This window comes from Mesorhizobium sp. ESP7-2 (assembly GCF_020164715.1).
Taxonomy (GTDB): domain Bacteria; phylum Pseudomonadota; class Alphaproteobacteria; order Rhizobiales; family Rhizobiaceae; genus Mesorhizobium.
The window spans coordinates 1-17441 of record NZ_JAIUGQ010000045.1; the positions used below are offsets into that span (position 1 = coordinate 1).

General features: G+C 63.7%; 18 protein-coding genes. 11 read left to right on the forward strand and 7 right to left on the reverse strand.

Going from position 1 to position 17441, the window contains the following annotated elements:
* Positions 1-531, reverse strand: a 531-nt coding sequence (locus LB543_RS28905) for a winged helix-turn-helix domain-containing protein (RefSeq protein WP_224616583.1), incomplete at its 3' end; no start/stop codon positions are given.
* A gap of 156 nt (positions 532-687) precedes the next feature.
* On the opposite strand from LB543_RS28905, the gene LB543_RS28910 reads away from it, so the two are divergent.
* Complete coding sequence (locus LB543_RS28910) at positions 688-1482, forward strand: GNAT family N-acetyltransferase (RefSeq protein ID WP_224616584.1); 795 nt, start codon at positions 688-690, stop codon at positions 1480-1482.
* A gap of 70 nt (positions 1483-1552) precedes the next feature.
* Here LB543_RS28910 and LB543_RS28915 read toward each other — a convergent pair whose 3' ends face one another.
* Positions 1553-2536 carry a murein L,D-transpeptidase catalytic domain family protein gene (locus LB543_RS28915; protein WP_224596196.1) on the reverse strand — a complete coding sequence of 328 codons (984 nt, stop codon included), beginning with the start codon at positions 2534-2536 and terminating at the stop codon, positions 1553-1555.
* 216 nt (positions 2537-2752) lie between these two features.
* On the opposite strand from LB543_RS28915, the gene LB543_RS28920 reads away from it, so the two are divergent.
* The gene (locus LB543_RS28920; RefSeq protein ID WP_224616585.1) at positions 2753-3310 is read left to right on the forward strand and encodes a GNAT family N-acetyltransferase; all 558 of its coding nucleotides are present in this window, start codon (positions 2753-2755) and stop codon (positions 3308-3310) included.
* Between the two features lie 2 nt (positions 3311-3312).
* Here LB543_RS28920 and LB543_RS28925 read toward each other — a convergent pair whose 3' ends face one another.
* The 4 genes from LB543_RS28925 to LB543_RS28940 form a co-directional block, all read right to left on the reverse strand.
* The gene (locus tag LB543_RS28925) at positions 3313-4350 is read right to left on the reverse strand and encodes a P1 family peptidase (protein ID WP_224616586.1); all 1038 of its coding nucleotides are present in this window, start codon (positions 4348-4350) and stop codon (positions 3313-3315) included.
* Between the two features lies 1 nt (position 4351).
* A complete protein-coding gene (locus LB543_RS28930) occupies positions 4352-5536 on the reverse strand; it encodes an MFS transporter (RefSeq protein WP_224616587.1) in 1185 nt (394 codons plus the stop codon).
* 116 nt (positions 5537-5652) lie between these two features.
* On the reverse strand, positions 5653-5862 hold the full coding sequence (locus tag LB543_RS28935; protein WP_140761175.1) for a DUF2061 domain-containing protein: 210 nt from the start codon (positions 5860-5862) through the stop codon (positions 5653-5655).
* 132 nt (positions 5863-5994) lie between these two features.
* On the reverse strand, positions 5995-7659 hold the full coding sequence (locus LB543_RS28940; protein WP_224616588.1) for a Na/Pi cotransporter family protein: 1665 nt from the start codon (positions 7657-7659) through the stop codon (positions 5995-5997).
* Positions 7660-8038: 379 nt separating this feature from the next.
* Here LB543_RS28940 and LB543_RS28945 point away from each other — a divergent pair, with 379 nt between their 5' ends.
* The 5 genes from LB543_RS28945 to rpoD all read left to right on the forward strand — a co-directional run bounded on the left by LB543_RS28945 (position 8039) and on the right by rpoD (position 13663).
* Positions 8039-8401 carry an RcnB family protein gene (locus LB543_RS28945; RefSeq protein ID WP_224616589.1) on the forward strand — a complete coding sequence of 121 codons (363 nt, stop codon included), beginning with the start codon at positions 8039-8041 and terminating at the stop codon, positions 8399-8401.
* 136 nt (positions 8402-8537) lie between these two features.
* Positions 8538-8786, forward strand: a complete 249-nt coding sequence (locus tag LB543_RS28950) for a type II toxin-antitoxin system RelE family toxin (protein ID WP_224596190.1) — start codon at positions 8538-8540, stop codon at positions 8784-8786.
* A gap of 12 nt (positions 8787-8798) precedes the next feature.
* The gene (locus LB543_RS28955; protein WP_224616590.1) at positions 8799-9164 is read left to right on the forward strand and encodes a helix-turn-helix transcriptional regulator; all 366 of its coding nucleotides are present in this window, start codon (positions 8799-8801) and stop codon (positions 9162-9164) included.
* Positions 9165-9272: 108 nt separating this feature from the next.
* Complete coding sequence (dnaG, locus tag LB543_RS28960) at positions 9273-11213, forward strand: DNA primase (RefSeq protein ID WP_224616591.1); 1941 nt, start codon at positions 9273-9275, stop codon at positions 11211-11213.
* A 425-nt stretch (positions 11214-11638) separates the two neighbouring features.
* Positions 11639-13663 (forward strand): RNA polymerase sigma factor RpoD, encoded by a 2025-nt coding sequence (rpoD, locus tag LB543_RS28965; RefSeq protein WP_027145766.1) that lies wholly within the window; start codon positions 11639-11641, stop codon positions 13661-13663.
* A 62-nt stretch (positions 13664-13725) separates the two neighbouring features.
* Here rpoD and LB543_RS28970 read toward each other — a convergent pair whose 3' ends face one another.
* Entirely contained in the window at positions 13726-14784 is a 1059-nt protein-coding gene (locus LB543_RS28970) for a TauD/TfdA family dioxygenase (protein WP_224616592.1), read from the reverse strand.
* A gap of 277 nt (positions 14785-15061) precedes the next feature.
* On the opposite strand from LB543_RS28970, the gene LB543_RS28975 reads away from it, so the two are divergent.
* The 4 genes from LB543_RS28975 (at position 15062) to LB543_RS28990 (ending at position 17439) form a co-directional block, all read left to right on the forward strand.
* Positions 15062-15355, forward strand: a complete 294-nt coding sequence (locus LB543_RS28975) for a GYD domain-containing protein (protein ID WP_140761191.1) — start codon at positions 15062-15064, stop codon at positions 15353-15355.
* A gap of 133 nt (positions 15356-15488) precedes the next feature.
* Entirely contained in the window at positions 15489-15758 is a 270-nt protein-coding gene (locus LB543_RS28980; RefSeq protein WP_140761194.1) for a DUF333 domain-containing protein, read from the forward strand.
* 20 nt (positions 15759-15778) lie between these two features.
* Entirely contained in the window at positions 15779-16147 is a 369-nt protein-coding gene (locus LB543_RS28985) for a thiol-disulfide oxidoreductase DCC family protein (RefSeq protein WP_224616593.1), read from the forward strand.
* A 200-nt stretch (positions 16148-16347) separates the two neighbouring features.
* Entirely contained in the window at positions 16348-17439 is a 1092-nt protein-coding gene (locus LB543_RS28990) for a sugar ABC transporter substrate-binding protein (RefSeq protein WP_140761201.1), read from the forward strand.
* Positions 17440-17441: the final 2 nt, after the last annotated feature.

Consider the following 17441-nt stretch of genomic DNA (forward strand, 5'->3'; position numbering starts at 1 on the left):
AAAAGGCCGGATGGAGCCCCGACTACCTCGCCTCAATCCTCGGTCAACTTCCCCGTTAACCTGGATTCGCAGCCCTGGGGCCGCGATGATGTCTTCGGCGATGCCGTCCGCGAAGTAGGCGTCTTCGTCGTCGCCGAGGTTCTCGAAGGGCAGCACCGCGATGGATGGCCGTTGATCCGTGGCGGTTGGCCGCCCATGGTCGGCGGCGGGTGCAAGGAGGCACCTGCCGCCAGCATCGCCGATCCATCCGCACAGCATATAGCCGCGACCGGAAACGGTCCGCAGCGTTCGACGCAGTTCCGGCCCGAGGGCGGAACGGATGTCGGACACACAGCGCGCCAGCGAATCGTCGGTCACGGCGAGGCCGGGCCAGTTCGCGTCTGCCAATTCCTGCTTGGAGACGACATGACCGGCATTCCTGGCGAGGTGAATCAACAGGCCGAGCGAGCGGCGGCGCAGGACAACTTGCCGACCGGAGCGGTCGACAAGCTCGTTGCAGTCCAGATCGATCGATAGCTGGTCGGTTGCCAAGCCTGCGCCCCCTGCCGTGAAGACATGGAAGGCAAGCTCATTTCCACCCACCGCGCAAGACCTGCGAATTCAGGAAAATTTCAGCTTCGTTTCCTGACGGGGCGCTCGGCACGACCTATCGTACCACCCGGATAGGCACCCCTGGGCGAGCCCGACATGGCCGGTTACTTCGGAACAGATCATCAGCAGGCGCTGCAACGGCGCACGCACGAGAAGCGCCATTGGATCGCCGCGACGCCCGGCATCTACAACGCCGGACGCTTCATGGGGGTCGATGATCCCGACAGGCTGCCATGGAGCGCGCTGGAGACGATGCTCGGCCGCGATGGCCTGCTCGGGTTGCGGATGATTTCGCCGCAGCAGGCGGTCCGCTGCTTCCCCAGGCTCGAGGCGATGGGATGCCGGATCGACACCTGGGACATTCTCACGGGCGAGCCGCACGATGCCGGCGGGCAGGCGCAAGCCATCATCGCGCGGGGAATGCCGAGCGGCATCGCGATGCGATTGCCGCTGACAAATGCGAAAAGCGCCGACACCCGCTCGGTCCAGCAGTTCCTTGCCGCGCACGGCCTCGCACCATTTCCTGGAACGATGCTGGCGGACCGGCCGCCGCGCGCGATGACAATCGTGCTTGGCGATGACCGCGGCCGCATCGCCGCGACAGGGCACACTTATTTCCCGCACAACACGCACAGCCTTTTTTGCGACCACGCCTGGCTGGGCCTGGTTGCCGTCGCCGAGCCATGGCGAGGCAAGGGGCTTGGCCGTCTCATCAACGCGCTGCTCGTCGATTGCGCCTTCAGCGAACTTGGAGCGCGGTACGTCTACGAGATGGTCGCACCCTCGAACCAGGTGTCGCGGCGCATGGCCGAGGGCTGCGGACTGCGGCACGCTGCCGATCTCCGCTGCGGTGTCGCCATGCCAGCCGGCACGGCGATGTTCACACGCTGAGGTCAGCCGAGGGATCAGTCGCGGCGTTCATCCAGGTGGGGATCAAGCTCGGCGCCCGCCAGGGTGGGTCTCACGGCTCCTTGCAGATCGGCAGTGGCTGCGCGGGTGGTGCCGGATGATCCTTCTTGTACTGGGCGATGACAGGCTCGAGGGTTTTTCGCGGCCAGAATTTCGGCGTCCCGATTTCCTTGAGGCAGGATGCGTTCCAGTAGGTGCCTGAAGCGGCATGGCCGCTCGCAACGGCGGCGATGTCGCGCGATTCCGGATAGATGTAGAGGGTCGTCGGGTTGTCTTTCACCATCGAGATGAGCTGCTTGGCATCGGCTGGGGACCAGCTGGTGCAGCCATTGCTGCGGCCGCCGGCATAGTCCACCAGCTTGCCGAACGGCACCATGCCATCGTGGTCGGCATAGGCGCTGTTCGGGGTCTTGCGCATGCACATGGTGCGCAGCACTTGCGCCGCATGGCCGCCGATCACGCGCTGCCTTGCGTTGGCGGCTTCGCCTTCACCGTCGAACTGGATGAAGGTGCGCTGGAAAGCCACGTCCTGTTTCGCGCCGGTGCGATAAAAGCCCTTGAACGAGGTTTTCGCTTCCTGGGTCATGTAGGCACCGCCGGCGGTCAGTTCCGAATCCATGGCATTGCCGAAGTTCTTGGCGCAGCGCCTGCCATTCGAAAAGTCCACGGTGCCTTTCAGGTTCCGGCCGCCGCCGTGACCCGACGAAATCGCACTGAACGACTGGCTGGCTTCGCACACGACATAATAGCGGCGCCCGAGCACGCCATTGCCCAAATCGCCGGGACGGGTGGCGTCCATGGCGAAGTAGCAGGGGTTCCGGACGGCGCCCTGCGCCACCTTCTTCAGGTAAAGCGCGCGCGCCCGCTCCAGCACCACTTGTGAGATCTGGCCATCGCCATTGCCGACATGGGCCTCAAGCCAGGCCGGAATGGCCGATGGCGCGGCAAAGGACCGGGCCGATGCCATCAAGGCCATGACGATGACGAGGAGGCCGAGGAGCGCAACGACACCCAAGGGGACAGATCTCAACCGCACCAGACCCATTCTCCTGTCGAAGCCGTTTGTGATCCCCGCGGAATCACCCGAGGACGATCATAAAACGCTACGCGCCATCAGGCGAAACACATCTTGTTTAGCGCGCCGGCAAGTCTGCGCGAGAAGCCCGGGCCGAAGCGCAACCGTCCAGGCGGCGAGCCCTTGAGGCGGATGCTTGCCTCGGTTATGCCGCCGTGGTGGCAAGGAGCGCGGATCATGATCGAAATCGTCAAACCGGCGCTTGAACATCTGCCGTCCTACAAGGCGGCGCTCGAACGCGGGTGGTCGCCGGACAATGTGCGGCTCCTGGAGGCGACGCGCGAACAGCTCGCGGCCATAGAAGAAAATCCCACGGCGTTCCTCGCCGACCTCGATGATCCCGAGGCCAAGGGCGCGCCCATCACCTTGCCAGACGGCACACAAGTACCACGCCTGCCGGGCTTCCGTCGCTGGATCTGGGACGGCGAAGCGTCGGGCTCGATCGGCTTCCGCTGGCAAAAGGGCACGGCGGAACTGCCGCCGCACGTGCTTGGCCATATCGGCTACGCGGTGGTGCCATGGAAGCGGCGGCGCGGCTATGCCACGCAGGCCTTGCGGCTGATGCTGGACGAGGCGAGGGCGGTGGGCTTGCCCTATGTCGAGATTACCGCCAAGCCGGGCAATCCGGCCTCGCACAAGGTGATCCTGGCCAATGGCGGCAAACTCGTCGAGCGCTTCTTCGAGGACGCCGCCTATGGCGGGGTGGAAAGCCTGCGGTTCCGGATTGAGCTGTAGCCCTATCGCCTTTTTGCCTGGTCGCGCAGCCAGTCGGCGAGCGATGCGCGATGCGCGCCGGACCTGCCGGTGAAAGCCTCGGCGGACAGCATGGAGTTCAGCACCGCCTCCTGCGTCGCTTCCGCCGCCGCCCTGAAAAGAATGTCGATGCGTGCTTCGTTGAGCGCGAGCAGCGGCACCAGGTCGCGGGTTTCATCGTGATCGATAGGATTGCCGGTGCTGAAGGCGATGGCGATGTCGCCGCTGCCATTGCACCAGAAGGAGCCAAGCCTGGCGATGCCGGCGCCCGCGCGGCGCGCCACGCGCTCGAGCTGCCGGTGTTCAAGCGGCACGTCCGTCGCCAGAACGATCATGATCGAACCGCGTTCGGCCTCGGCCTGCCGCCTGGGGTCGGGCCGGCGCCCATCGGGCAGGACGAGGTCGCCGGGCCTGCCGAAATTCGACAGGACGAGGACGCCAAGATGATGTCCGCCGCCAAGCGCGATCGTCCTGGACGCGGAGCCGATGCCGCCCTTGAAGCCGAAGCAGCTCATTCCCGTTCCGGCGCCGACATTGCCCTGTTCGACCGCGCCTTCATGGGCTTCAGCCAGCGCGGCAACCGCATGCTCCTCCGATATCGCCAGGGCCTGGATGTCGTTCAGCGGACCGTCATTGCACTCACCGACCACCGGATTGACGGTTCCGGTGGTGCGGCCGATACCGGGGTTCTGGCGGATGGCGTCACGGATCAGCGCCGTGGCGCAGGTGCCGACTGAGAGCGTGTTGGTCAAAAGGATAGGCGTCTCGATGGTGCCGAGTTCCCGCACCTGCATCAGCCCGACGGTCTTGCCGAAGCCGTTGATGACATGGCTTGCCGCCATCACCTTCTTGCGGAAAAGGTTTCCGCCATGCGGCAGGATCGCGGTCACGCCGGTGTTGATGTCGCCGTCGCGCAGCGTGCAGTGACCGACGCTCACGCCGGGCACATCGGTGATCGCGTTGTGCGTGCCCGCGGGCAAGGTGCCGCAGGTCAGCCCGAAATCAGCGACAGTCCCTGCCATGTTATTCGGCGGCCGCCGGTACCGGCGGGCTGATGTCGCTGCGCCGTTCCCAGAGATGGGAGATGACAGCCACGATGACGGCAACCGCCATCGCGAAGGCGCCAACAACCGGCAGGCTGCGATAGCCGTAGCCGGCATTGAGCATGGCGGCGCCCAGCGACGCGGCCAATGCGATGCCGATATTGAAGCCGGACGGGATAAGCGAGGCGGCGAGACCGGAGGCGTCGGCCGTCCAGGACAGGATGCGGGTCTGGATCGGGGTGCCGATGGCGAAGTTGAGGCCGCCCCAGACGATGACCGCAATAACCATCGGCACGGGGTAGGGGCTGACGGCATAGATGATGGCCAGCGTTACCGCCTGCAGGGCGAGCATGGTGATCAGCGACGGCATCAGTTTCCAGTCCGACAGTTTGCCGCCGAGAAAGACGCCAAGCGTGGCGCCGACGCCGTTGAGCAGCAGCACCCAGGGCACCAGATTTTCGTCGAGCCCTGTCACTTCCAGCAGCGTCGGGGTGATGTAGGTGAACAGGCAGAACTGGCCGAGCATCAGCATCAGCATCAGGATCAGCGAGGTCCAGACCTGCTGGCGCGCCAGCACGCGGACTTCGCTGGCAAGGCTCGCCGCCTTGGCCTGATATCCGGTGGTGCGCGGCAACAGGGCCGCCATGGCCAGAGTTGCCGCCACGCCCAGTGCGCCCATCACCCAGAAGGTCGCGCGCCAGCCCCAGATGTTGCCTATGGCAGTGCCGGCCGGCACGCCGATGACGTTGGAGACGGTGAGGCCCGACAGGATGACGGCGACCGCCATGCCGCGCTGGTCCTCGCGCACCAGGCCGACCGCGACCACCATGGCGACGCCGAAATAGGCGCCATGCGCGACAGCCACGGCAATGCGCAGCAACAGCATGGAAGTGAAATCGGGCGCCAGCGCGCAGGCCGCCTGGCCGATGGTGAAAGCGACGGCGAGTCCGAGCAGCAAGATCTTGCGCGGCAAGGACTTGGTGGCGAGCGCCAGCAGCGGCCCGCCGATGGCGATGCCGCAGGCATAGCCGGAGACAAGGTAGCCGGCGGAGGGAACCGAGACGCTAAGCCCTTGCGCCACCTGCGGCAGCACGCCGGCGATGACGAATTCGGTGGTGCCGAAAGCGAAGGCGGCGATGAACAGGGCGACGAGCGGCAGCGACATGAAAAAGAAACCCTCGAAATACAGGGCTCAAACCATGGATAGCCGTGGCAGGCAATCCAGAAATTGTCGACGTCGCTTTAGCTTTTCTTGACCAGGTCCGTTGGTCACCGGTCCCGTCAGGTCGCGGACTTACGTCCGTAAGGAATCTTCAGCCACGCCCGCTCATGAAAATAATAGAGCAGCGACTTGGTGACGACTTCGGTCATGCCGATGGCTGCCGCCAGCTTGATGCTTCCGGTCACCACCAGCGAGATGATCATCGTATCGATAGTGCCGGTCACACGCCAGGAAAGCGCCTTGGCGAAACTGCGCGAATGGGTGTCCATCGATTTCCTCCGGGTGGCATTAGATGCTTAGCCGACGGACGTGAGGATGAGCAAAGACTAATTTTGCCGTTGAAGCCGGAATACCGGAATCGTGTTCCCAAGTTGATGTCGATGCGGCAAATCCTTGCCGCCTCAGCTCGCCTTCAGCCTCGATCCCGTGAGCAGGCCGCGCTCTTCGAGCACGGGGTAGGCCATCGACGCCAGCAGCGAGTTGATCTGCTTCAGGTCGCGGATGGTGTCGAGGTGGATCGAGCTGGTTTCGATGCTTTTGGCGGTGCCTTCGCGCAGGCGCTGGAAATGGCTGGCGCTGGTTTCCTTCTCGCGGTCGCGCAACTGGTCCTTCTCCAGCACCAGCTGGCGGGCGGTCTCGGCATCGCGCGAGACCAGCACGTTGAAGGCGAGCCGGGCATTGGCCAGCACCGAGCCATGGAAGGCGCACAGTTCGCTCCAGCCTTCGTCGGTGAATTCCAGCCCGCGGGCGAATTTCTTCTTCACATGCACCAGCATGTTGCGCACGACGATGTCGCCGACCTGCTCGAGCTTGACGCAGGCGCCGATCAGTTCCTGGCATCGCAACGCCTCGTCTTGGGTCATCGGGTTCCTGGTGACCTTGGCGAGGTAGAGCTTTATGGCCGCGTGCCTGCGGTCGACACGGTCGTCGAGGGCCGCCAGCGCCTTGATCTTGTCCGAGTCGGCGTCCTCGTAGAGTTCGATGATGCGCTTGAGCATGATCTCGACCGTCTCGCAGACCCGCACCACTTCGCGCGTGGCGTTGGCCAGAGCCTGGCTCGGCACATCGAGCGCGCCTTCGTTGAGCGCCGACAGTTCGACGACGTCGAGCGTCGCGGCCGGCGCCGGCTTGGCGCCGAGCGCCACGATTCTCTCGGAGGCTCGGTAGACCAACCCGGCCAGCGGCAGGCCGGCAAGCAGGATGATCACGTTGAACAGAATATGAGCGTTGACGATCTGATCGGCCGCCGTCGTGCCGAGCAAGGCGACATGCGGCCGGAAGATCATGAACAGGATCAGTATGACCAGCGAGCCCAGTCCGCGCATCAGGAGGTTGCCGACCGGCACGACACGCACTTCGGGACTCGCCGAGCGTGTCAGCATCGGCGCGATCAGCGACGAACCGAGATTGACCCCGAGGATGAGGACGAGGCCGAGTTCGGGACTGATCAGGCCGCGGCCGGCCAGCGTCGCCATCAACAGCACCGCCGCGATGCTCGACTGGAACAGCCAGGTGATCATTGCCGCCAGCAGATAGGCGGTGATGGAATCGCTGGAGAAATAATTGAGGATGACCGGCAGCAGCTGGCTGTTGCGCAGCGGCTCGGACGCCTGCCCGATCATTTCCAGTGACGAGATCAGGAGGCCGATGCCGACCAGGATGCGGCCGGTCTGTCGCCAGTCGCGCCGCTCGGTGGCCATGAACATCACCGTGCCTGATATCAGGCAGAGCGGCACCAGCAACGTGAGATCGAAGGTCAGCAGCTTGACCACCAGAGCCGAGCCGATCTCGGCGCCACGCACGGCCAACTGGCCGGCGGCGCCCGAGACGATGCCGGAACCGGCGAAGGAGCCGACCAGCAAGGTGACCGCGGTCGAGCTTTGCAGCGCGATCGCAAGGCCGGTGCCGGCCAGCACCGCCATGATCGGGTTGCGCATGGTGGCGCGCAGACGATGGCGCAGCACGTCGCCATAGGCGCGCTCGACGCCGGTCTTGACCATGCGCGTGGCAAACAGCATCAGCGCCACGGCGCCGGCCAGATGCAGAAGGACGACCGAGCCGCTCATCGCGGCGCCTGGATGCGGGCGTGGCGCGCGCCGCGGGCAGCATGGCGGCCGGTGGCGAAGGCGAGGGTAAGAATCATGGTCATGACAGCCCTGGAATATAGCCCGGAACATTTTAGCCGGATAATAAAAATTTGTCGATTTCAAGGGCCGCCGCGAGGCGACGGCCGGTGTCGGAAAATGGACGGACCCGCAAATGGTTGCACGGGCTGGAGCGGTGGATCGGCGGGATCTGCGGCACTGTTGGCGCCGGTCTTTGCGACGATGTTCAAATCTTTGGAATAAGCGGCGGAATTTATTACACAATTGTAATGGTGGCGTTCAGTTTCGGTTCATCCCCTGGCCGTTATTCCTCTGGCATCGACAACCAAGGAGACTTCCGATGAAACGCATTGTCCTTTCCGCTCTCGCTTTCTCGATGCTGGCCGCCACCTCGCTCACCGGCCAGGCAGCGCCGATGAACGCGCTGGTGGCGCCGCAGTCGAACTACACGAAAGTCGATTGGCAGAAGCCCGGCAGGCATGTCGAGAAGCGCGTGGTGAAGAAGAAGGTCGTCGTGAAGCGCAATCACTGGCGCAATGGCCAGAAATATTCCGGCTGGAGGCAGCACCAGCCGATCCGCGACTATGGCCGCTATGGCCTGCACCGTCCCGGCCGCGGCCAGGAATGGATCCGCGTCGGCAATGACTATGTGCTGGTCGGCATCGTCTCCGGCGTCATCTTCGGCGCGCTTGCCGCGCAGTAATCGTTGGCGAAAGCCGGCATCTCGCCGGCCTTTCGATGCGAGGCGGCCTCGCGAGAGTCGCCTTCTTTGGTTCGCCCTGCCCAGTCTCATGCCGACCCGCCTTGCCGGAAATATCACAATATGCGATATTTAAACGGTGAAGCGGGTCGTACTTCTGCCTTTGGCGGCAAAAGCATTGCGAAAGCATCGGGTCGATGCCGAGAGGATTTTATCGAAGATCGAAACCTATGCCAGGGACGCGAGTACGCTTGCAAACAGCGTCAAGGCCTTGCAGGGATCTTCGGCCCTGCGCCTGAGGGTCGGCGACTATCGCGTGATCTTCGAAGAGACGGATCAAGAGATCATCGTGACCAAGATCGGACCGCGTGGATCGGTATATGACTGAAGGAATGCCGGGATGAACAACATCGCCTATGTCACGACGCCAGGCGGCGAGGAACTGGCCATCCTGCCTCGCAGCGAACTGGAAGCCCTTCGTGAATCGCTGGAGCATGCGCAGGCGCTTGGCGGGTTTCGTGCCGGGCAGATTCCCGGCCTTACGCCCGATGAAGCACGAGCACTTGTCGGCGCGGTCTCTCCACTCGCTTTTTGGCGCAGATACCGCAAGCAGACCCAGGCCGTTCTCGCTGCCTCCGTGGGCGTGACCCAGAACTATCTTTCGGGTATCGAGAACGGAAAGCGCGGTGGGGACGTCACGCTTTGGCTGCGGATTGCCCGCGCTCTCGAATTGCCCATCGAGAGTTTGGTCGACGACGGCGCCTGATCGGCGGCACCGGAGGGTCGCGTTGCCCTGTGGAAACCGGGCATCGTCCGCATTAGGGGTCGTCTGAAATCGCGGGCATGATTATATGGTGGCGAAACGAGTTCCCCGATGCGCTTTCCGCCCGCCTTCCTCGACGAGATACGCGACCGCGTGCCGATTTCCTCTGTTATCGGCCAGCGCGTGGCGTGGGATCGCAAGAAGACCAACCCGTCGCGCGGCGACTATTGGGCGTGCTGTCCGTTCCATGGCGAGAAGAGCCCGTCCTTCCACTGCGAGGACAAGAAGGGCCGCTATCACTGTTTCGGCTGCTCGGTCTCGGGTGACCATTTCAAGTTCCTGACCGAACTCGAAGGACTGAGTTTTCCCGAGGCGGTCGAGAAGATCGCCGACATGGCCGGCGTGCCGATGCCCGTCCGCGACGAGCAGGAGGAGCGGCGCGAGAAGGAACGCGCCAGCCTGACCGACGTCATGGAGATGGCGACGGCCTTCTTCCAGGAGCGCCTGCAAGGACCTGAAGGCGCCAAGGCCCGCGCCTACCTGCGCGACCGTGGGCTGACACCGGCGACGCAGCAGTCGTTCCGGCTCGGCTTCGCGCCCGACAGCCGCAATGCGCTGAAGGAGCATCTGGCCGCCAAGGGTGTGCCGAAGGCCGATATCGAGGCCTGCGGGCTGGTGCGCCATGGCGACGACATTCCCGTCTCCTACGACTGGTTCCGCGACCGCATCATGTTCCCGATCCCGGATTCGCGCGGCAAGATTATCGCCTTTGGCGGCCGCGCACTGGCGCCCGACGCGCTCGCCAAATACATGAATTCGCCAGACACCGAGCTCTTCCACAAGGGCAATGTGCTCTATAATTTCGCCCGCGCCCGAAAAGCCTTGGCCAAGGGCGGGACGGTCATCGCGGTCGAAGGCTACATGGATGTGATCGCGCTGGCGCAGGCCGGCTTCGAGAATGTCGTGGCGCCGCTCGGCACCGCGCTCACCGAAAACCAGCTCGAACTGCTATGGCGCATGGCGCCGGAGCCGATGCTGTGCTTCGACGGCGACAAGGCCGGGCTGAAGGCGGCATGGCGGGCAGCCGACATGGCGCTGCCGTCAGTGCAGGCCGGGCGCTCGGCGCGCTTTGCGCTGCTGCCGGAAGGCAAGGATCCCGACGATCTGGTCAAGGCCGAGGGGCCAGACGCCTTCCGTGCCGTGCTGGCCGATGCGCGGCCGCTGGTCGACCTGTTGTGGATGCGCGAGACAGCGGGCGGCGTCTTCGACACGCCGGAGCGGCGGGCGGAATTGGGACAGACGCTGCGGGAACTCAGCAGCCGCATCCGCGACGAAAGCACGCGCTACCACTACCAGCAGGAAATGCGCGAGCGGGTGCTGAGCTTCTTCGGCTCCCAGCGCAATGCGCGGCAAGGTCGTCAGGATAACGGCCGGCCCGGCGAGCGCGGCCAGGGCAAGCCTGCGCCGGGCGGGCAATTCGCCAAGCCTGGTGGCGGCCGCATCGCGATCACCGAAAGCCTCGGCCAGTCGGCGCTGGTCAAGCGCGGCGAGGGAATGTCGGTGCGCGAGGCAACGATCATCGTCGCATTGATCAACCATCCCGCGCTGATCGACGAGAACTTCGCCCATGTCGAATTCCTCGATCTCGCCAATTCCGATCTGACCCGTCTGCATGCCGCCATCCTCGACGCGATGGCGCATGATATGGCCAATGACCGCAACGCCGTGGTGGCGACGGTCGAGCGCGCCGGCTGCGCCGAGATCTGGGAGCGCGCCGTCGGCCTGATCAGGCGGGCGCGGCAATGGCCGGCACTGGAGACGGCGGCGCTCGAGGATGCCCGCGACGCTCTGAACCAGGCGTTGCACTTGCAGCGCAGCGCGCGGACCTTACATAAGGAGCTGAAACAGGCGGAAGCGGCGCTCGAAGCTGATCCTTCGGATGAAAACTTCCGCCATCTGATCGAAATTCAGGCGCAATTTCAGGATGTACAAGCAACGGAAGCGCTGATCGAAGGGTTCGGCGTTTCGTCGGGCAGGGCTGGACGAGCCTAAGTGCAGCTGAGTGCGGAATGAAGGCGTTGCCATGCCTCCTTTTGGGGCGGGGCGCGCTAAGTCGGGTAATTGATTCGCTTTTTTCATGCGAATCATGCCAGAGCCGCTTGACCTTCGGACAGAATGGCGGAATCAGGACGATTCGAAACGTTAACCCGCACCCGCGTCGACGGGAAACAAGCGATGTGAGGTACTGGTCACTGGACAGGCAGCCCGCCTGCCACAGATATCAGGGTTAATCTGGACTTAATGCATGCCGCCCAAGAGTGGAACCCGGTTTTGGGGCGACGGCATGCACCAAACAAAAAGAGTGGATGCAGCTCATGGGCCGGGTGAAGCGCGTTTAGAAAAACGGGCGTATCCGATTTGACTGGTCCGAAAGCTGACGCGGCCCGATGGCCGGCCGCTAGGAGAAGATAAAGACTATGGCGACAAAGGAAAAGGAAGAGGTCGAGACCGAACGCGAAGGCGCCACCGATGGGCCCTTGCTCGACCTTTCCGATGATGCTGTCAAGAAGATGATCAAGGCCGCCAAGAAGCGCGGCTATGTCACCATGGACGAGCTGAATTCGGTGCTGCCTTCCGAGGAAGTGACCTCCGAGCAGATCGAGGACACGATGGCGATGCTGTCCGACATGGGCATCAACGTCGTCGAGGATGACGAACAGGGCGAAGAGGCCGAGGCCGGCGACACGGCCGCCGACGCCGAGGAGGACGCCAACGAGCTGGCCGAGCAGACCGGCACCGCGGTCGCCGCCACCACCACCAAGAAAGAGCCGACCGACCGCACCGACGACCCCGTGCGCATGTATCTGCGCGAAATGGGCTCGGTCGAGCTTCTGTCGCGCGAGGGCGAAATCGCGATCGCCAAGCGCATCGAGGCCGGTCGCGAAACGATGATCGCGGGGCTGTGCGAAAGCCCGCTGACCTTCCAGGCCATCATCATCTGGCGCGACGAGCTCAACGAATCCAAGATCCTGCTGCGCGAGATCATCGATCTCGAAGCCACCTATGCCGGGCCCGAGGCCAAGCAGGCGCCGGTGGTCGAGCGCGTCGAGGAGGCGCCCAAGGCCGAGGAAAAGCCGCGTCGCGGACGCGACGATGAAGACGACATCACCAATGTCGGCGCCGACACGCGCGGCATCGGGGATGACGACGAGGAAGACGAGGACGAGGCGAGCCTGTCGCTGGCGGCGATGGAAGCGGAACTCCGCCCGCAGGTGATGGAGACGCTCGACGTCATCGCCGACACCTACAAGAAGCTGCGCAAGCTGCAGGACCAGCAGGTCGAGAACCGTCTGGCCGCCGCCGGCACGCTATCGCCCAGTCAGGACCGCCGGCTGAAGGAGCTGAAGGACCAGCTGATCAAGGCGGTGAAGTCGCTGTCGCTCAACACGGCGCGCATCGAGGCGCTGGTCGAGCAGCTCTACGACATCAACAAGCGCCTGGTGCAGAACGAGGGCAAGCTTCTGCGCCTCGCCGAAAGCTATGGCGTGCGCCGCGAGGAGTTCCTGAAGGAATATCAGGGGTCCGAGCTCGATCCGAACTGGACGCGCTCGATCGCCAATCTGACCTCGCGCGGTTGGAAGGAATTCACCAAGAACGAGAAGGATGCGATCAAGGACCTGCGCGCCGAGATCCAGCACCTAGCCACCGAAACGGCGATCTCGATCCTGGAATTCCGCAAGATCGTCAATCAGGTGCAGAAGGGCGAGCGCGAAGCAGCGATCGCCAAGAAGGAAATGGTCGAGGCCAATCTGCGGCTCGTCATCTCGATCGCCAAGAAGTACACCAATCGCGGCCTGCAGTTCCTCGACTTGATCCAGGAAGGCAATATTGGCCTGATGAAGGCGGTCGACAAATTCGAATACCGCCGTGGTTACAAGTTCTCGACCTACGCGACATGGTGGATCCGGCAGGCGATCACGCGTTCGATCGCCGACCAGGCGCGCACCATCCGCATCCCGGTGCACATGATCGAGACGATCAACAAGATCGTGCGCACCTCGCGCCAGATGCTGCACGAGATCGGCCGCGAGCCGACGCCGGAGGAACTGGCCGAAAAGCTCGCAATGCCGCTCGAAAAAGTGCGCAAGGTGTTGAAGATCGCCAAGGAGCCGATCTCGCTCGAAACGCCGGTCGGCGACGAGGAGGACTCGCATCTCGGTGATTTCATCGAGGACAAGATGGCGATCCTGCCGATCGATGCGGCGATCCAGGCCAATCTGCGCGAGACCACCACGCGCGTGTTGGCTTCACTCACTCCGCGCGAGGAGCGTGTGCTACGCATGCGCTTCGGCATCGGCATGAACACCGACCACACGCTGGAAGAAGTCGGCCAGCAGTTCTCGGTCACCCGCGAGCGTATCCGCCAGATCGAAGCCAAGGCGCTGCGCAAGCTCAAGCACCCGAGCCGGAGCCGCAAGCTGCGCAGCTTCCTGGATAGCTGAGTTCATTTCTATCTATCACGACGAGTTAAGGGCGCCGGTTGGCGCCCTTTTTGTTTCAGGCGTCAGGGCAACGGCACGTTCAGCCGTGCGCCCTTGACGATGATTCCGCCCCGGTCGCCGATCTCGATCGAGCCATAACGCTGCCTGAAGCTCTCGGGCAGCGGACGGTCGCCGGGGACCGACAGCCACAGGCGCAGCATATGGCGCCGCCTGTCGGGATCCGGCCAATCGCGAAAGCCCATGCGATCGTGAAGCAGCGAATGATTGTAGACGAACTGCATGTCGCCCGGTCGAAGCCGCATCGACAGGTTTAGCTTCGGGTCATTGGCGAGGCTGTCGAAGAGATCCAGCGCTTCGACATGGGCGGCGGTGAGCCGCATGGCATCGGGAAAGCGTTGCGCGCTGTCGATGTACTGGCGCTGATAGATGCCGGTCAGCAGTCCGGCATGCCAGTTGAGTACGGGGATTTCGAAATAGGGCTTTTCGCCTTCCGGGATCTCGCCGCGCCGGTCGGTGGCAATCGGATCAAACAGCAGGGGAACCAGATCGGGACGTCTTTTGCGCATCTCGTTGTAGATCGTCACCGTGCTGACCAGCAGGGACTCGCCGCCTTGCATGGCATCGCGCAGGCAGAGCAGACCGACGACGTCGGCGGAGTCGGTGTGAAATGTCTGGCGTTCCGACGTCTGGTAAATGCGCGTCGTGACGTCCCTGGCGTCGGCGCCGATGTCGCGGACATGGCCGAGAATATGGCCCTGGGCATTCTGGGACCGCGTGCTACCCAGATGGGCGCCAACTCCGCAGAAGATCGTTGCCGCCATCTCGGCGGAATAGCTTTCGACCGGGAGACCGCGCAGCACCTCGAATCCAATGCCTGCAATCAGTTTTTCGCGAAGGGCCGCAAGACGGCCGGCCAGACGAGGCAAAGGGAAATCCGCCTTGGTAAGGCCGCTGATATCGTGCGAGCCAGCAAGAAAGCCGGTCGCGGCGACTTCCAGTTCCACGACATCCTGCGGGCCCAGTTCGACCAGCCACCTTTCAGGATGCTTCGCCATGTACTCGCCGGTCCAGGCGGCGGGAGTTTCGATCTGTTCCGGCGGCAGGTCTGTCGTCTCGCGCATGAAGCTCTCCTGCGGCTGGGTCGGTCACGGACGTTTTGCCGGGCTCACGCCACGACGGAGATTGCCGCAATCAAGCGGGTTTTTAAACCGGCTTCAACTGGCCGCGCTCACTCTGCAATGGGTGCCGGCGCGGTAGTGCTTGCGGGACGTGGGCAGCGGGAGGATAATCGGACGTCGGATGCATTTTTCGGGCGACAATCCCGGAAGCCCGCCCCGGTCGAGGCCGTGTCGATACGGCCTGAGTGCCGTGCTCCGTGGCCCCGGAGGGAGGTGTGCCATGACAAGCTACATCGTGCTGATGAACTGGACGGAGCAGGGCGCCAGAAACGTGCGCGATTCACCGAAGCGGCTCGATGCCGCCAGGAAGCAGCTGGGCGAAATGGGCGGATCGTTCAAGGCGTTCTACCTGACCATGGGCGAGTACGACATGGTGGCGGTGGTCGAGGCGCCCGACGACGCGGTCCTGGCGCGTTTCTCGCTGATGCTGGCGGCGGCCGGCAACATCAGGACGCGGACGATGAAGGCCTTCCCCGAATTCGCCTATCGCGAGATCATCACCTCGCTTGGATGATGATGTTTTCGCGGACAGCCCGGTCAGGTGCCGCCTCAACGGCACTCGACCCGGCGCGCGTTCCGACAAATCTGACAGTTGCCTCGGGACAGGACGCCTCGCCGTGGTAGACATGCGGCCGAGGAGAGATCGCATGAAGAAAGTCTCGATATTGGCTGCCAGCCTCGCTTTGTTGTCCTTGATGCCGATCGACGCCGGCGCCGCCGCGCAAAAACCGGTCGGCATGGCAAATCCCGCATCGCTCCATTGCGGTGCGGTCGGCGGCCGCTTCGTGGTCAGGAAGGACAAGGCCGGCAACGAATACGGCTTTTGCCGCCTGCCCAACGGTCGCCTGTGCGAGGAGTGGGCGCTGTTTCGCGACAACAAGTGCGTCGGGCCGAAGGCGGCGATGCGCGGCAAGTGACTGGTAGCGGAACCACGCCTTTGCTGACCGTCTGGTACAACACGCGCTGCCCGGTCTGCGATGCCGGTATCGGCAGACAGAAGCGGCGGCTGGTCGAGGCCGTGAAGGCCGGACGGGTCGAATTTCGCGACATCAACCTGGAGCCGCATGCGCTGTCGTCGCATGGCGTCTCGCTGGAGGACATCCGCCGCCGGCTGCATGCCATCGATGCCAAGGGTAGGCTGGTGGTCGGCGCGGACGTGGCGATCGCGGTCTGGCTGTTAACGCCGGGCGAGGGCTGGCTGGCGAGCCTGTTCGGCAATCGGCTCATGCTGCCGCGGACCCGCCATGCCTATGATCGCTTCGCCGATCTGCTCTACGGCTGGAATCGGCGCAAGGGCCGCTGGTAGCGGTCTCGCCGGCCGGACATTCGTTGACCCGGAACTCTCAGCGTTCAAAAAAAAGTCATCGCGGCGTATCCATCTAGCGGACCTTGCGCCGGACCCTAGTTCTGCATGCAAGGGCCTCGTGGCCCCCGTCCATGGCTTTGCCGGCCGTCCGGCAAGAAGGATGCATAAAAAAAGAAAATCGGAACTTAGGGAGATCGACCATGATCGCTGATCATGAATACACCAATCGTGGGCAGGGCTTCGCGGCCACGCGACGCACCCTGCTGCAAATCGCGCTGGGCGCGGGTGGCGCGGCCTCGCTGGCGGCGCTGGCCGCCTTGCCGGCCTCCGCGGCGGCAGACGCTACGCAGGGCGACTTTCCCCAACACAAACCGTGGAAGTTCGTCTTCGTCAACCATGTCACCACGAACCCATTCTTCGTGCCCACCCAATACGGGATCGCGGATGCCTGCGCGCTGCTCGGCTGCTCCTATCAGTGGACGGGCTCACAGCAATCCATCGCCTCCGAGATGGTCAACGCCATGAACACGGCCATCGCCGCGGGGGTCGACGGCATTGCCGTCTGCCTCGTCGACGAGCACGCTTTCAACGAGCCGGTGAGCAAGGCGCTCGCGGCCGGGATTCCTGTCTTCGCATACAACGCCGATGCCAAGGGCAATGCCCGGCTCGCCTATGTCGGCCAGGATCTGTACCTTGCCGGCAAGGCGCTTGGAGAGCGTATCGTAAGCCTGGTCGACGAGGGCGAGGTGGTGGGTTTCATCGCCACGCCCGGCCAGCTCAACATCCAGCCGCGTCTCGATGGCGCCGCCGACGCGATCAAGGCTTCAGGCAAGAAGATCACTTTCACCCAGATCGCCACCGGACCGACGGTCAACGAGGAGGTGTCGCGCGTCGATGCCTATTATGTCGGCCACAAGGACGTGAAGGGTATATTCGCCGTCGATGCCGGCAGCACCATGGCGGTCGGCAAGACCATGGAGAAATACGGTCTGCACGCCAATGGCGTCAGGGCCGGTGGCTTCGATCTCCTGCCCGCGACGCTGGACGCCATCGCCAAGGACCATCTCGACTTCACCATCGACCAGCAGCCCTATCTGCAGGGCTTCTACGCGGTGATGGAGATGTTCCTGTTCCAGATGTCGGGCGGGCTTACGGGCCCGGCCGACATAAACACAGGCCTCAAATTCGTCACCAAGGACAGCGTCCAGCCCTATCTGAAGACGCAAAGCCGCTACGAGGGCAATGCGAGCAAGCAGATGCTGATCGAGCGCTCGGGCGCCATCGGCGGTTGAGG

Bases quoted from the DNA above. Each gene is read 5' to 3' on its own strand.
- LB543_RS28910 (WP_224616584.1), top strand. From the start codon at position 688: ATGGCCGGTTACTTCGGAACAGATCATCAGCAGGCGCTGCAACGGCGC.
- LB543_RS28920 (WP_224616585.1), top strand. From the start codon at position 2,753: ATGATCGAAATCGTCAAACCGGCGCTTGAACATCTGCCGTCCTACAAG.
- LB543_RS28925 (WP_224616586.1), bottom strand. From the start codon at position 4,350: ATGGCAGGGACTGTCGCTGATTTCGGGCTGACCTGCGGCACCTTGCCC.
- LB543_RS28930 (WP_224616587.1), bottom strand. From the start codon at position 5,536: ATGTCGCTGCCGCTCGTCGCCCTGTTCATCGCCGCCTTCGCTTTCGGC.
- LB543_RS28935 (WP_140761175.1), bottom strand. From the start codon at position 5,862: ATGGACACCCATTCGCGCAGTTTCGCCAAGGCGCTTTCCTGGCGTGTG.
- LB543_RS28940 (WP_224616588.1), bottom strand. From the start codon at position 7,659: ATGAGCGGCTCGGTCGTCCTTCTGCATCTGGCCGGCGCCGTGGCGCTG.
- LB543_RS28945 (WP_224616589.1), top strand. From the start codon at position 8,039: ATGAAACGCATTGTCCTTTCCGCTCTCGCTTTCTCGATGCTGGCCGCC.
- LB543_RS28955 (WP_224616590.1), top strand. From the start codon at position 8,799: ATGAACAACATCGCCTATGTCACGACGCCAGGCGGCGAGGAACTGGCC.
- dnaG (WP_224616591.1), top strand. From the start codon at position 9,273: ATGCGCTTTCCGCCCGCCTTCCTCGACGAGATACGCGACCGCGTGCCG.
- rpoD (WP_027145766.1), top strand. From the start codon at position 11,639: ATGGCGACAAAGGAAAAGGAAGAGGTCGAGACCGAACGCGAAGGCGCC.
- LB543_RS28970 (WP_224616592.1), bottom strand. From the start codon at position 14,784: ATGCGCGAGACGACAGACCTGCCGCCGGAACAGATCGAAACTCCCGCC.
- LB543_RS28975 (WP_140761191.1), top strand. From the start codon at position 15,062: ATGACAAGCTACATCGTGCTGATGAACTGGACGGAGCAGGGCGCCAGA.
- LB543_RS28980 (WP_140761194.1), top strand. From the start codon at position 15,489: ATGAAGAAAGTCTCGATATTGGCTGCCAGCCTCGCTTTGTTGTCCTTG.
- LB543_RS28990 (WP_140761201.1), top strand. From the start codon at position 16,348: ATGATCGCTGATCATGAATACACCAATCGTGGGCAGGGCTTCGCGGCC.